Source organism: Actinomyces respiraculi, from assembly GCF_014595995.2.
GTDB lineage: Bacteria > Actinomycetota > Actinomycetes > Actinomycetales > Actinomycetaceae > Actinomyces > Actinomyces respiraculi.
Map to the genome: position 1 here is coordinate 2,069,203 of NZ_CP063989.1, position 14,889 is coordinate 2,084,091.

Annotated in this window: 8 protein-coding genes and 1 riboswitch; of the genes, 5 read left to right on the top strand and 3 right to left on the bottom strand. The window is 69.1% G+C overall.

The window, feature by feature from the left end; translation table 11 throughout:
* Positions 1–614 precede the first annotated feature (614 nt).
* The 5 genes from ID810_RS08650 to ID810_RS08670 all read left to right on the top strand — a co-directional run bounded on the left by ID810_RS08650 (position 615) and on the right by ID810_RS08670 (position 9,162).
* Positions 615–872: a hypothetical protein gene (locus tag ID810_RS08650; protein ID WP_166856637.1), complete on the top strand. Its 258-nt coding sequence runs from the start codon at positions 615–617 to the stop codon at positions 870–872.
* A gap of 633 nt (positions 873–1,505) precedes the next feature.
* Entirely contained in the window at positions 1,506–3,761 is a 2,256-nt protein-coding gene (locus ID810_RS08655) for a VaFE repeat-containing surface-anchored protein (protein WP_195858778.1), read from the top strand.
* Positions 3,762–6,671: 2,910 nt separating this feature from the next.
* Positions 6,672–7,637: an ABC transporter ATP-binding protein gene (locus ID810_RS08660; RefSeq protein ID WP_166858824.1), complete on the top strand. Its 966-nt coding sequence runs from the start codon at positions 6,672–6,674 to the stop codon at positions 7,635–7,637.
* A complete protein-coding gene (locus tag ID810_RS08665; RefSeq protein WP_166858822.1) occupies positions 7,634–8,392 on the top strand; it encodes an ABC transporter permease in 759 nt (252 codons plus the stop codon). Before ID810_RS08660 ends, ID810_RS08665 begins: the two co-directional genes overlap by 4 nt.
* Entirely contained in the window at positions 8,392–9,162 is a 771-nt protein-coding gene (locus ID810_RS08670) for an ABC transporter (RefSeq protein ID WP_166858820.1), read from the top strand. Before ID810_RS08665 ends, ID810_RS08670 begins: the two co-directional genes overlap by 1 nt.
* Positions 9,163–9,363: 201 nt before the next feature.
* Here ID810_RS08670 and ID810_RS08675 read toward each other — a convergent pair whose 3' ends face one another.
* The 3 genes from ID810_RS08675 to ID810_RS08685 all read right to left on the bottom strand — a co-directional run bounded on the left by ID810_RS08675 (position 9,364) and on the right by ID810_RS08685 (position 14,808).
* Positions 9,364–10,278 (bottom strand): bifunctional methylenetetrahydrofolate dehydrogenase/methenyltetrahydrofolate cyclohydrolase, encoded by a 915-nt coding sequence (locus ID810_RS08675; RefSeq protein ID WP_166858818.1) that lies wholly within the window; start codon positions 10,276–10,278, stop codon positions 9,364–9,366.
* Entirely contained in the window at positions 10,275–11,579 is a 1,305-nt protein-coding gene (gene glyA / locus ID810_RS08680; protein ID WP_166858816.1) for a serine hydroxymethyltransferase, read from the bottom strand. Before glyA ends, ID810_RS08675 begins: the two co-directional genes overlap by 4 nt.
* A 49-nt stretch (positions 11,580–11,628) precedes the next feature.
* A riboswitch (ZMP/ZTP riboswitch) is annotated at positions 11,629–11,729 on the bottom strand.
* A 385-nt stretch (positions 11,730–12,114) separates the two neighbouring features.
* The gene (locus ID810_RS08685; protein ID WP_166858814.1) at positions 12,115–14,808 is read right to left on the bottom strand and encodes a GDSL-type esterase/lipase family protein; all 2,694 of its coding nucleotides are present in this window, start codon (positions 14,806–14,808) and stop codon (positions 12,115–12,117) included.
* Positions 14,809–14,889 lie beyond the last annotated feature (81 nt).

Genomic DNA, 14,889 nt, shown 5'->3' on the forward strand with positions numbered 1-14,889 from the left:
GCGACTCCCGCGGTGTCTTGGAGGTTCCCACGAGGACCTGCTCGTTCGGTCCGGGTCGCAGGCTCATGCACGCTCAGACTCCCCGGCGTCTGTCAGATTCCGCGGAATCCCGGCTCTTTCGAGTTGTGGTGGGGGTGGGCGGCGTGCCGGTGTGGGCGTGGTTGTGGGGTGAGGGGGGGGGAGGTCGGTGACGGTGCTGGGGTGCTGGTTGTGGGCGTGGAGCCAGCGCGCTCGTTGGTGGGTTGTGTGCGGTGTGGTGTGGTTGCTGCCATGGGCGCTGTGAGGTGGTGCTTGTCGACGCGCCGTGCTTGGGCGGGCCGGTGCGGCTGGTGTGGCGCACGAGGACCCGGAGGTGTGCTGGGCCGGGGTGCGCGACGGGTGTGTTTGCTGAGCAGGACGAGCGGGTGGCCCGGCCGTGTGCGCTGCTGACGGTGCGGGCGTGCTGGTGGGCGGTCGACCAGATCCGTCGCGGGCAGCCCTCGGTGGCGGGCGTGGCCGGGTGGCTGGGCACGACGGGGAGCACGCTGTGGTCGGTCACTCGAGCCTGTGCTGGTGGTGATGGGTGACGATTGAGAGCCGGTTGGCCGGGGTTGGCCGGTGTGCAGCGTCTGGGTGTGGACGAGCAGGTGTGGCACCACGTGCGTGAGCTGTCGCTGGAGCGTGGTGGTCCTGGCCCCCAGCACCTGGCCGGGATGGTCGATCTGACCCCTGGCGCTGACGGCGTCGTGCGGGACAGGTGGCTGGGTCTGGTGCCCGGCGGCTCGGGCAAGGCCAGCAGCTGGCTGGCCGGGCGTGGCCAGGACTTTCGCTCCGGGGTCAAGGTCGCCGCCCTCGAAGCGTTCCAGGGCTGCAAGAACGCCATTGATGACTGACGACCAGCTCGACGACGCTACCGCGGTGCTCGACGCCTTCCATGTCGTCAAGGCTCGCCACCCAGGCCCTCGACGAGCCCCGCCGCCGCGTGCCCCAGCAGACCCACGCCCCGGCGCGGGCCCAAGAGCGAGCCGCTCTTGCGCCATCCGCGCGATCCTGCGCACCGGCGCCCAGCGCCTGACCGGCGCCCCCTCGCCCTCGCGTACGCTCGGAGCCACGTCTACGACTGCCCGACGCCGCCTTCGACTCCCACTTCGACAACCGCTGATCCCGCCGCGCCCCGTCGGCGTCGGTCACCATTGGTTCGGCCGGGCAGGCCAACGCCCCGGACCGGCCCGCCGGCCCGAGCTGGTCGCATCCCAGTGACGGTTCTCGCACCTGTGGTGCGGGCACGAACACCGGAGACACCTCCGGCTGGCTATACTTACTCGGGAGCAGCAGTTCCCGCTGAGCCTGAGGCAGGACGTCCTACCACCGACGCCGACACGAGTGACGTTGGGCTCGACGAGAGCCACGGCGACAGGAGCTTGGGTCGTGACTGAGGAGATGGACACCCGCTGGGAGGCTGGCACAGGGCAACGCCTGCGGGGCGCCTGCGACTGACACCACTCCCATGACAAAAGGAAGCCACCTTGAACTCAACCTCAACCACACCCCACCCCGCACAGATAAGTAAGACGCTCACCGTTCTTGTTCTGCTGGCCGTCACCTTCGCCGTGACCGCCGTCTCTGCCGTGCTGGCTCCTCAGGCCCACGCCGACCAGAACTACCAAGGCTCCTACGGCCGCTACGTGCACACTTCTATGAGTGCGAACCGCTACTGGCTGGGCCCCTACCTGCCGCCCAGCGGCGTCGAGCAGGGCTTCGACGTGTGGTGCGCGCACATGTGGAAATCAAACCTCGCGGCCGACGACGTGGTCTCGCCCATCACCCTGGAGGAGACCACGGGCTACAACACTGACACGGCCATGAGCGTGACCACGCCCCAGATGGCCTGGATCCTCAAGACCTACAACGTGGAGGCGACAGGTGAGTCCGGCGACGTGCGCTCGCTCAACAACGCCGCGATCGCCCTGCTCATCCACGCCAACTTCGAGCGCGACCCCGGGGCGGACAAGTACGGCGACCCGTCGAACTACGTCCCGCAGCTCATCGCCGACGTCAAGGCGGGCGCGCCCGACATCTATGAGCAGGCCCGCGTCATGGTCGAGGCCGCCCGCGCCTCGAACGTGCAGGGCTTCACGGCCATGGTCGTGGAGGGCGACAAGACCCGTCACGGCAACATCACGGGCGTGCGCGTGACCAATGAGGCCGGCGAGAACGTCGCCGGGGTCCCCTTCCAGATCACCCTCGAGGGCCCGGCCGTCTTCGACGCCACCGGCACCAACACCTGGACCGGCACCACCACGGCCGAGGCCCTGTCCGCCTCCTGGACCGGCACCGGCGAGGGCGAGGTCACCATCAAGCAGTGGTTCAAGACCTCCCGCAAGACGCTGACCCTGCTCAGCGCCACTGATCACAAGACGCAGGACACCATCACCTACGGCAACCGTCCCGAGAGCGACTCCGAGTGGGTCGAGGGTCCCCGGGGCCGCATCGAGGTCATCTACGGTCCTGCCCGCATCGGCACCACCGCCACCGACAAGGCCGACGGGGACAAGGTCCTCGAGCCCGGCGGCCCCGTGACCATCTCCGACAAGGTCTGCCAGGACCCCGACGCACCCCTGGTGCCCGGCCGTGAGTACACACTGACCGCCACGGCCGTGGACCCCGCCACCGGCGAGCCCTACACCGACGCCGACGGCAACCCCTACACCGGCACCGCCACCTTCACACCCACCGGCCCCGCCGACTGCGCGGTCGTCGACGTGACCCTGCCCGGCGAGGCCCTGGCCGGCTCCTCGGTGGTCATGTTCGAGTCCGTCGCCCACAACGGCAAGGAGGTGGCCACCCACGCCGACGTGACCGACAAGAACCAGACCGTCACCGTCCGCCAGCCGCGCGTGGGCACCACCGCCACCGACCAGCTCGACGGCGACAAGCAGATGTCCTCCGGCGGCCCCGTGACCATCACCGACAAGGTCTGCCAGGACCCCGACGCACCCCTGGTGCCCGGCCACGAGTACACACTGACCGCCACGGCCGTGGACCCCGCCACCGGCGAGCCCTACACCGACGCCGACGGCAACCCCTACACCGGCACCGCCACCTTCACACCCAACACCGCCCAGGACTGCGGCCTGGTGGACGTGACCCTGCCCGCGGCCGCCATCCGCGACCGCTCGGTCGTCATGTTCGAGAAGGTGAGCCTGGGCGGCCACGTCGTGGCCACCCACGAGGACACCAAGGACGAGGGCCAGACCGTCAAGGGCGGCACCACCCCCGGCATCGGCACGACGCTGACCGACAAGGCTGACGGCGACAAGGTCGTGGACCCAGGCACCGTCGAGCTGGAGGACACCGTCTGCCCGACCAACGACCTGACCTTCGAGCCGGGCCGTGAGTACATCATCGCCGGCCGCCTCATGGACCGCGCCACCGGCAAGGAGGTGCCCGGCACCCAGGTGCGCACCACCTTCACACCCAAGACCGCCCAGGACTGCGCCGTGATCCCGTTCCAGGTCGACACCACGAACCTGCCCGGCCACGACCTGGTCGCCTTCGAGACGGCCTACGTCCCCGGCTCCGAGACCGAGGTCCTGGCCTCCCACGAGGACCTGAACGACAAGGGCCAGACCGTCACCGTCACCACCCCGCCCTCCCTGGCACGCACAGGCGCCGACGTCACGGCCCTGCTGACCGGGGCAGGCGTCCTAGGCACCGCCGGCCTCCTGGCCATCGCCACCGTCCGCCGCCGCAAGGCAGCCAACACCACCAACAACTCCTGACAACAACCACCCCAAAGGCCCCCGGTCACACGACCGGGGGCCTTTGCCCTGCCAGCCCCCCCGGGAGACAACCGTGATGTCTCAGGACATCGGTGACAGTTCTACCTCAGGACATCGGTGACACTTCGGGTGTTTGCAGGGGTGACACTTCGGGTTGGTGTCAGGGGGTCTCCTCCGGTCGGCCGCCCGCCCACCGGGCCCGTGGCAGTCGCCGGCCTTCAGGCCCCCGCGCTGCCACCAGCTCGTCGTCCCACAGGTGCGCACGGGCCCGGCCGCCGCTCGCGCGCCGCCCGTGACCACACTGCGAACACGGGCGTCAGCTCCCCGACGGCACCCCGGCTCATGGCCTGACGTCATGGTCTTCGGGGCAGGGGCCTGGACGGCGCACGCCGAGCCCGTCCACCTCGTCCCTCCACCTTCCATCTCGTCCGTCGGCCCTCGGTCTCGTCCCTCTACCTTCCATCTCGTCCGTCGGCCCTCGGTCTCGTCCCTCTACCTTCCATCTCGTCCGTCGGCCCTCGGTCTCGTCCCTCTACCTTCCATCTCGTTCCTCAGCCCTCCATCTCGTTCGTTCACGCAACGAGATCAACGTGTGGGGAGCGAGGTCGACGTGTGAGGGACGAGAGCAGGACCTGGGCAACGAGATCGACGCCGGACGCCGGTCGTCGTCGGGTCCTCCGGGCGCCGCGACCAGACGCGCCCATCCTGGCGTGTGCTCGTGGCCCCTCGGCGGGCGCGCGGCGCGCTGCCACCCTCCAGCTGCTCGGTGACAGCGGTGTCTCAGGACGTCGGTGACACCTGGGGTGTCTGCGTAGGTGACACGTCCGGGTGGCCTCGGGGGCGGTGTCCTCCGGCTTCTCGTCCACTGGGCCCGTGGCAGTCGCCGGCCTGGAGGCCCTGGTGCTGCCGCCAGCTCGTTGTCCCACAGGTGTGGACGGGCCCGGCCGCCGCTCGCGCACCGCTGGCGTCCACGCGGCGGACATCAACCGAGGCCGCCGTCGACACCCCAGCCCAGAGGCACGCGATCACGCCGTACTCCTCCCGGCGGGTCGAGCGTGTGGGCCGGTCATGTCCGCGCCGCGGACACCCGCGGGGCCGGGGCTCGGCCCCCTCGCGCCCGGACCCCGTCGCCGCGCAGGTGCGCACGGGCCCGGGCCGCCGCTCGCGCACCGCCGGCGTCCACGCGGCGGGCATGAACCGGGGATGCCGTTGACACCCCAGCCCAGAGGCGCGCGATCACGCCGTACTCCTCCCCGCGGGTCGAACACCCAGGTCGGTCATGTCCGCGCCGTGGACACGCCTGGATCCAGAGCCCCACCTCCTCGCGGCCACCGGCACCCCAGAAGCGTCGAGACTCCGCTCAGACGGCCAAGGCCCTGACCGAACACACACCCAGCCCGAACCCGTCACCACATACATGTCCAACCACACCCCCAACCCCAAGCGTCACCAATGTCCTGACACAGAACTGCCACCGATGACCTGAGACATCACACACCCGAGAGACAACCACCAGGCACACCACCACCGACCCCCTGCCCACCGACGGCGGTTCACTCGCGCACGTGGCCGTCCGGGTCGCACGCTCATGCACGCTCACGCCTACCGACCTCGGACAGAATCCGCGGAATCCCGCGGCTTTCTGGTTTGGCGCCCTCGAGTCGTTCGGCTCCCATGTGCGTGAGCACTGCCCATGCACATGGGAGCGTTGACAGCGGTTTTCGGCTACAGGGCACAATCCGCGGAATACCAACGAAAAGTCCGAATCGGTCAAATCACACCAGTCACATGAGCGTGCAACACCCACCCGGTGACCCGGGGCAGGCCCGCGCGTCACCGCGGAAAGCGCCACCACGTGTCCACGCGGCGACCTACGGGGCTCTCCCCTCGTGTCACTCATCCGCTACGACAACCGAGAAGAAAGGGGTCAGTCAGTGTCGGGCGGTGCGTGGCATCGCGCCGAAGTTGGGTGTGTCGTGGGGGACGTTGCAGCGGTGGGTCGAGCGGGCTGGCAGGTCGGTAGGCAACCAGATCCGTCCGGGTGACGCGGGCAGCAGGCCTTGCCGGGCTGGTGCGCGGACGCCGGCCCCGCACCACGACCTCTGCACCTGTTGCTGCCCCACGGCCCGGTCTGGACCCTACGCAGTCACAGCCGATGTCCTGAACCAGCTGCGGGTCGCCGACACCACCTGTGCGCGTACCACCACGCGATAAAGCCTGCACCACCTTCGTGACCGACGCGTTCTGCCGTCGGATCGCCGGCTGGTCCACACGCTCGACGATGACCACCGAGGCGTTGGCCCTGGAAAGCCCTCAAGCATGCCCTCATCACCGCGAAGGACCACGCCCTCCAGGGCTTGACCCATCACAGCGATCGTGGCTACCAGTATGTGTCCACGCGTCACACCTGGCGCCTGACCGGTGCCGGGGTCCAAGCCTCCGTCGGGTCCCGAGGCGACTGCCACGACAACGCCCTTGGCACAGACCACCAATGGTCTCAACAAGACCGAGCTCATCCACGCCACAGCCGCATGGCCCAGCGTCACCGGGGTCGAGCTCCACACCATGTGCTGGGGCGGCCGGTGGAACAACCACCGACTCCACGAGACCCTCGCCCCAAGAAATCGAAACCCTGTACCATCAAGGAAGGACTCCAGCCCTGACACCATAAACCACCGGAACAAAACCCAGGACGCTTCAGTCCGCTATTTCATTACGCAACAGAAGCCTTTTGGCGACACCAACAAATCGGTGCAATTCAAGGAATTCGGGCACCGCACAACATCGTTACAGCGTGCCTATACAAGCAGAACTCGTGAGACGAGGCAGAGCATATTGCTGAGCTCAGCGAGACCGACCCTCTAGGAATTTAGGGATGAGACAATCTTGTGTGATGACACCACAGTTCTCATGACTTCTGGGCTGTTGCGGACCTTCGGCAAGGACGGCTTCGTCGCCGTCGATGACCTCTCCCTGAGCGTCGATCCCGGTCAGGTGCACGCCCTGCTGGGTCCCAACGGTGCCGGCAAGACCACCACCGTGCGCATGTGCGCCACCCTGCTGGCGCCCACCGCCGGCCAGATCCGGGTCGACGGCATTGACGCCGTCCGTCGTCCCGAGGCGGCACGCGCCCGCCTGGGCCTGGTGCTCGGCGGGGAGCTCGGCGTCTATCCGCGCGCATCCGCCCGCGACAATCTGCTGTTCTTCGCCGACCTGCAGGGCCTGGATCAACGCCGCCGCCAGCAGGCGGTGGATACGGTGCTGGAGCGCATGGGCCTGGCCGACGTGGCCACTCGCAAGGCCGGTGCGTTCTCCCGCGGCATGCTGCAGCGCCTGCACCTGGCGCGCGCCCTGCTCGGTTCTCCCCCGTTGCTCCTGCTCGATGAGCCGACCACCGGCCTGGATCCCGACGTCGCCCCGCAGGTACGCGACATGATCCGGGAACTGGCCATGGACGGTACAGGGGTGCTGCTGACCTCCCACTCCATGCCGGAGGTGGAGGAGCTCGCCGACACGATCAGCGTCATCGGGGCGGGGCGGATCGTCATCCGCGGCACTGTGAGCGACGTCGCCGCCTACGCGGGCATCGGCATGACCAGCGGCTTCTCCTTGCCCGCCCGCCATGCGGATGCAGCCGTCCGGCTGCAAGAGTGTTTGGGGGAGGGCGCCGTCGTCGTGCAGCGCCCCGTGTCCAGCCGCTGGACGGTGACCGTCTACTGGGCTGCGAACGACTCGCACGCGGATCGCCAGGCCCGCGACACCGTACTGGCGACCGCCCTGGCCGAGATCGGGACCGAGACGCCCGTCGATCTGGTCACCCGCCCGGCGTCGCTGGAGGAGGCCTATCTGGCCCTCGCCGACAGGCTCAGGCGATGATCCGGCAGCTGCGTATGACGGCCTTCCACGTCCGCCAGTTCGTGTCCGTCCCTTACTTCATCCAGCTCATGGTCTTCACCACCATCGTCACCACGCTGGTGCAGTTCCTCGCCGCCCGCGCCTGGGGCGGGATCACCCCCACCCAGGGCTGGGTGCGCGGCGGCGTGATCGGCATGTGGACCACGGCCACGTGCGCTGCCGGCATCATTGGATTCGAACGGTTCAAGGGAACCCTGGCGCACCTGGTGATCGCACCAATCGGCACCTTGCGCTCGTTGGCGGCCGTCATCTCCGCCGCGGCCTCCTTCGGGCTGGCGGCACTACCAGTGGCATGGTGCACGTGGGCGGCGGCTTCCGGGTCAGTGGACTTCACCCTCCCCGGGTGGATGGGGGCGGGCCGCATGGTCGCGGCTGCACTCCTGCTACTAGCAGGCTGCCTGGCGCTGAGCTTCGTGATCGCGGCGCTGTTCGTGCTCACGCCCAACGCCATCGCCTATGAGGAGCTGCTGCTGGTGCCGGTGTTTATCGCCTCGGGCATCCTGTTCACCTCCACCGCGCCACCGCCCTGGCTAGCGGGGTTCAGCCGTCTCCTGCCCCTATCCATGCCCTTTGACCTGCTGCTGGGGCGCGCTGTCACCGCCGTGGACGTGGTCGGCTGGCTGGTGTGCGTGTCCGCCTGGCTGAGCCTCGCTGCCTTTCTGGGGCGACGGGCACTACGCATGGCCACGCGCGCCGGCACCCTGGAGGTCATCTGATGGGAGCCTTCCTGGCCAGGCTCGGCTCGGGGGTGCGCGTGACGTGGGCTTCGTCAACGGCCTTCGCCACCGTAGGCACGGCCGTGGTGACGCTGCTGGTGCTGCCGCTGCTGAGCATCGCCTACGACGTGCTGCTGGGCGCGGACCTGTCCGCGCCCGACCTGGTGCGCACCGGCTACGCTGCCGCACTGGTGGCCCTGGCGAGCTCTGTGTGCGCCGGGGTCGTCGGCACCGCCGCCACCGACCGCAACCTGGGCGTCTTCCACGAGGTGCACACGCGTCGCCGTCTGGACGTGGCGTACTGGCTGGCGATCGCCGCCGTGCCCTCGCTGCTGGCGGTACTCACCGGGGCCGCCGCCATCGGCGCGGTAGCCGTCCTCTCCCCCGCCCACGACCTGGCCATGCTGGGGCGGGTCATCGCCCTGGCGCCTATCGCCGTCGTCTGCGGGCTGCTGCTGGGGGTGGGCGCGGCGGGTATCGGCGTCGACCTGCCCGACCCCTACCTGGGCGCGACCATCGTCTCCACGTTCTTGCCGCTGCTGACCGGCGTCATCGTACCGCTGTCGCTGTGTCCGGCATGGGTGCGTGTGCTCGGCGCACTAGCGCCGCTAAGCGGCACCGTGACGGCGCTCGACGCCAGTGCCGACGGCGTTGGAGCATTGTTGACCCGCGACCTGCTGGTCGCGCTCGTGTGGGCGGGCGCGGGCCTGGCAGCCACCCGGCACGCCGTCACCCGGCTGCGCGCCGGAGCGCGTCGGGATGTCATCTGAGTCGACGCGCCGACGATCGTCGTTGCGGTCCTCGCTCTCAGCCCCGGGCGCGGAGCCGCAGGCCGTGGAACATCCCATGCGTCATGAGCCGCGCGACCGGACGTATAGTCCGCAGCGCTCGACTGGCGCGGCGCGCGGGACGGGCCCGAACCCTTCGCAGGTCCGGGCCCGTCGGCCTCAGTCAGCGAGAAAGCGGGCAGCTCAGGAGGCCTCAGCCCCTGCGGCCAGGCGCTCGGCCGTCTCAACGACGTTCGCGAGCAGCAGCGCGCGGGTCATCGGACCCACTCCCCCCGGGTTTGGCGACAGCCACGACGCCACCTGGTCGACGCCGTCGGCAACATCGCCCACGATGCGGCCCTTGCCGGTGGACGGGTCCACCACCCGGGAGACGCCGACGTCGAGAACGACGGCGCCCGGGCGCACCATGTCCGCCGTGATGATCCCGGCACTGCCGGCGGCCGCGACGACAATGTCCGCGCGGCGCACGTGCTCGGCCAGGTCGGCCGTGCCCGTGTGGCAGACGTCGACGGTGGCGTTGACGTCCTTGCGCATGAGCAGCAGCCCGATGGAGCGACCGACGGTGACGCCGCGCCCGACGACGCACACGTCCTTGCCCGCCAGGTCAATGCCGTGACGGGTCACCAGCTCGATGCAGCCACGCGGCGTGCAGGGCAGGGGCGAGGTGATGGGCTCGCTGCCGCGCAGGACAAGGCGCCCGAGGTTGGTGGGGTGCAGGCCGTCGGCGTCCTTGTCCGGGTCGATGCGCTCAAGCACCGCGTTGGTGTCGATGCCCCGGGGCAGCGGCAGCTGGACGATGTAGCCGGTGCAGGCAGGGTCGTCGTTGAGGCGGTCGATGGCCGCCTCGACCTCGGCCTGGGTGGCGGTGGCGGGCAGGTCCACGCGGATGGACTCGATGCCGACCTCAGCGCAGTCGGCGTGCTTGCCGGCCACGTAGCGCACGCTGCCGGGATCCGCGCCGACGAGCACGGTGCCCAGACCCGGCACGACGCCGCGTGCACGCAGGGCGTCGACCCGCTGCCTCAGCTCGCTCTTGATCGCGGCGGCCGTCGCGGTGCCGTCCAGGACCTGTGCGGTCCCGGCCCAGGGGACTCTCACTGCTCGAGCCCGTCGTAGAGCGGGAAGGCCTCGGTCAGGGCCGCGACGCGGGCCCGCAGGCCGGCGAGCAGATCGTCGTCGGCCCGGCCGGCGGCACCGGCCACGAGGGCGGTGGCGATGATGTCCGCGACCTCGGTGAACTCGGCAGCGCCGAAGCCGCGGGTGGCCAGCGCCGGGGTGCCGATACGCAGACCGGAGGTCACACGCGCGGGGCGCGGGTCGAAGGGCACGGCGTTGCGGTTGACGGTGATGCCCGCGGCGTGGAGGAGGTCCTCCGCCTGCTGGCCATCGAGGGCGGCCTCGCGCAGGTCCACGAGCACGAGGTGGACGTCGGTGCCGCCGGTGACGAGGCTGATGCCGGCGGCGCGCACGTCGTCGGCGAGCAGGCGCTGGGCGAGGATCGCGGCACCCTCGATGGTGCGGGCCTGGCGGTCGCGGAACTCGTCGGTCTGGGCGATCCGCATGGCGACGGCCTTGGCGGCGACGACGTGCATGAGCGGGCCGCCTTGCTGGCCGGGGAAGACGGCGGAGTCGAGCTTCTTGCCCAGGGTCTCGCCGCGGCTGGACAGGATCATGCCCGAGCGCGGACCGCCGATGGTCTTGTGTACGGTGGTGGACACGACGTCGGAGTGGGGCACGGGGTTGGGGTGCAGGCCGGCGGCGACGAGGCCGGCGAAGTGCGCCATATCCGTCCACAGGTAGGCACCGACCTCGTCGGCGATAGAGCGGAAGGCCTCGAAGTCGAGGTGGCGGGGGTAGGCGGACCAGCCGGCGATGATGACCTTGGGGCGCTCGCGCAGGGCGGCCTCGCGCACCTGGTCCATCTCGATGCGGTGGGTGGTCTCGTCCACGCCGTAGGCGGTGGCGTTGTAGAGGCGGCCTGAGAAGTTGATCCGCATGCCGTGGGTGAGGTGGCCGCCGTGGGGCAGGGCCAGGCCGAGGATCGTGTCGCCGGGACTGGCCAGGGCGTGCAGGACGGCGGCGTTGGCCTGGGCGCCGGCGTGCGGCTGGACGTTGGCGTAGTCGCCGCCGAAGACGGCCAGGGCGCGCTCGATGGCCAGGGACTCGGCAATGTCGACGACCTCGCAGCCGCCGTAGTAGCGCTTGGCGGGGTAGCCCTCGGCGTACTTGTTGGTGAGCACGGATCCCTGGACCTGGAGTATGGCGCGGGGCACGAAGTTCTCCGAGGCGATCATCTCGAGGGTGCCGCGCTGGCGGGCGAGCTCGCCGTCGAGGACGGCAGCGATCTCGGGGTCGAGCTGCGCCAGGGGCATGGCGTTAAGGGTCGTGGGGGCGGTCATGCTTCTCCTTGGTGTCCGGACTTTGCCGACGTCGAGCGTCGGCAGCTGCGGCATCGGCCCAGGCGGGCGACCATCTGCTCCTTGCCGGTGGCCCGGCAGCGCCGCCGCTCCCCGGTGGTTGGCCCACCTGCGCCAGTCACGACGACGTAGCCCATGCTAGACGGGTTGGGCGGGTATTGGGCAGGTAAAGGTGTTGTGAGCCGACGGCGGGGCTGGTGGCTGTCACGCATCTCTAGTCAGAAAGACTCGCATTCTAGCGGTTCCGCGGAATCCTGCGGTTTCTGTGGCGCCCCTGCGGGCACGAGGGGCTCTGACTAGGGATGAGTGACACGCTCGTCCGCGAGTCCGGGCGGGGTCATCGCTGGGAAGCACAGCGGTCGGCTTGTCGGGCACTCACCCTCTGAGGGGCGAGGTTCACTGGACGTTGCCTTCACAGGCCAGGCCCGACGCAGACACCGTCCCTGTCACCAGGGGGTCCATCAGCCCTCCAGCGACAGGGACGGTGTGAATGGCATTCACATCCAGCGACCATGCGTCACTGACGGGAACGACGCTGGCGCGCCAGCCCTCCAGCGGCCGCAAGCAGGCCCGCTGTCATCACAAGCGCCACCGATGAGCCCGTGCGGGCAAGGTTGCGATGCTGTGACGCGGACGGTGCCTGGTGAGGGGACACGGCAGAGGGGGAAGAGGTGGGAGTAGGAATGGTCTGGCCCGACGCCTCATGAGAGGGCCCCTGTGGCTCCTGTGGCGTCTCAGGCACCTTCGGTGTCTCGGTCCCGCCCGGCGTCACAGTCGCACTCGGTGTCTCAGTCGCGCCCGGCGTCTCAGTCGCGCCCGGGGTCACAGTCGCACTCGGCGTCTCAGTCGCGCCCGGGGTCACAGTCGCACTCGGCGTCTCGGTCCCGCCCGGGGTCACAGTCGCACTCGGCGTCTCGGTCCCGCCCGGCGTCTCAGTCGCACTCGGCGTCTCGGTCCCGCCCGGGGTCACAGTCGCACTCGGCGTCACAGTCGCACTCGGCGTCACAGTCCCGCCCGGCGTCTCAGTCGCACTCGGCGTCTCAGTCGCGCCCGGCGTCTCGCCTTCCGGATGAGAAGGAGCCGGACTGCTCTTGTCAAAGTAGAGACTCTCCAGGCCATACAACTGGGATGTGGAGGGCCTCACCCCCATCTGCTCAGCGAGGTACTGCGCCAGCATGAGGTGCCCGGCATGGTTGAGCACGCCATCTGTCCACCACAGCGAGTCCAGCGTCGTGTACTTGTGCCTCATCTGTGCCATCCATTGGGAGGCGTCAATCAGGTGAACGTCCTCGGCCGCAGCCAGTTCACGCATTGCCTGGGCGTAAGGAACTACCTGCTTCCCTAGCTGCGGTGGGGTCACCAAGACCACTACCGCTCCGTCACCCGTCGCCTGCTGCACCAGGGAGGCGAGGTGGGAACGGAAGTCCTCAACCGAGGACTCGGTGAGCGTTCCATGATCCAGCACCTCGGGCGCCACCACCAGCACCGCGGGCCGTTGGGACTCCTCCAACGAGCGATACTCCGCCAGCAGGTCCGCACTGGAGGCGCCTGCACGGCCACGGTTGACCACAAACTTCATCCGACGCACCAGGGACGTCCGGTCGTAGTCCCATCTGAGCACCTCATCCAGGAGCTCGACGTACCCTCGTGTGAAAGCAGGCATATCCGCCTCGGGCACTCCCTGGGTCGCACGTCCACCCAGGTAGAGCCAGGTGTTGGGAACGTCATTGGCAACCAGCGGGCGCAGGTCCCTTTGTAGCGGCGTCTCCCCCGTGCCCGCGCCTGGCAGCATCTGGTGCTCCTCGGCGCTGAGTTGCCGGTCATAGACCGCTGCGTAGTCGACCTCCCCATGCAGGAACAGGGTCCCTCCGGGCGAGGCCTGGTCCTTCCTCGCCCCAACGGTCAGCTCGCGGACCCCCAAGAGGTCAGGTGCCAGGGCAGCGTTCTCAGCCAGGGACAACGCCCGTAGCGGGGAGCCGTCAACGTAGGGCTGGATCGCGGAGTGAGTCAGGGTCACAGAGACCGTGTGCCAGCGCCCGTCACGCAGGGCCCCTCCCACGGTGTACCAGCCGTCCTGCTGGCCCACATTGCCGTTGATACGCAGCCGCCCGTCGCTCAGCACCTTAAGCTCGACCTTCTTGGAGCTACTCGGGTCCACGGCACTGAGCAGCACCTCCTCGGTGGTTGAGGCTCCCAACTTCACCCTCATGACAAAGGTCGTCTCGCTGGCCTCCGCGAGCCACGGCACCTGATGAGTGTCGACTCCATTGCCGTCACCGGTCATTGTCCGGTCAAGGTTCAGGCCTAGACGCGCGTCGGCGGGCGCACTGGTGTCACCGTCGGCTACTACAGCTGGATCGGCCCAACTCAGCCGGTCGAGGGTCAGGGCCTGCGCACTCAACTGGGCCAGCGGGCTGGAGGCGTCGAGCAGCCCCAGATTACCCAGCAGGAACTGCGCCCACATGAGGTGCCCGCGCTCGTTGGGGTGGATGGAGTCACCCATGAGTGCGGCGTTGATCTGCTGCCCGTCATTGGTCTCGGTCCACATCCGGGCCACATCCACCAGGATCGTGTCAGTATCCAGCGCGACCTGGCGCATCACCGCGAAGTACTCATCCAGGTTGGTGTTGTACTCGGGTTTGGCGGTGTAGTTCTGGGTCTGCAGGACCGGGATACCGCCCTGCGCCCGGACCTGGGAGACTGCAGACCGCAGGTTCTCCCGATACTGCTCGATCGGGGTGAGTGCGGGCCGCATGCGACCGTCATTCATGCCCACCGACATGATGACCACCTGGGCGTGGTGCCCGAGCACCCACGAGTCAAAATAGTCCATGAGATTGCCACTGGTGGCTGAGGAGACACCCGTGTTGATGATGGTGTCCTGGGCACGAGGCTGCCCGTGCATGCCAGCGGTACGGACATAGGCGTGGACATAGTCCGCGAAGCGGTTGAGTCCGTGGCTGTGCAGGACGCCCTGGGTGATCGAGTCCCCCGTCAGCACCCAGGTCATCGGCTCAGGGCGCGAGACTCCTTGCTGCAGGCTCGCATAGTCCTCAAGCCCCTGGTTGCGAATGGCCCATTGGGCAACCGTCATTGGCGCATCGGCCCCGGTCTCCCCGCTCGTGACGGTGGCGTCCGGCGTCTCGGGCGCGCCCTGCGCCGTGGGGACCAGAAGGGCACCGGAGACCGTCAGTGCGAGGGTCGTGATCAAGGTAGGAGCCCAGAGGGCCCGGGAACGGGGTGGAGTCATCATCTGTCCTGTCTCTGAAGAGGCGCCATTGCCTAGGACTGC

Coding starts and splice junctions, on each gene's coding strand:
- ID810_RS08660 (WP_166858824.1), top strand. CDS start 6,672: ATGACTTCTGGGCTGTTGCGGACCTTCGGCAAGGACGGCTTCGTCGCC.
- ID810_RS08665 (WP_166858822.1), top strand. CDS start 7,634: ATGATCCGGCAGCTGCGTATGACGGCCTTCCACGTCCGCCAGTTCGTG.
- ID810_RS08670 (WP_166858820.1), top strand. CDS start 8,392: ATGGGAGCCTTCCTGGCCAGGCTCGGCTCGGGGGTGCGCGTGACGTGG.
- glyA (WP_166858816.1), bottom strand. CDS start 11,579: ATGACCGCCCCCACGACCCTTAACGCCATGCCCCTGGCGCAGCTCGAC.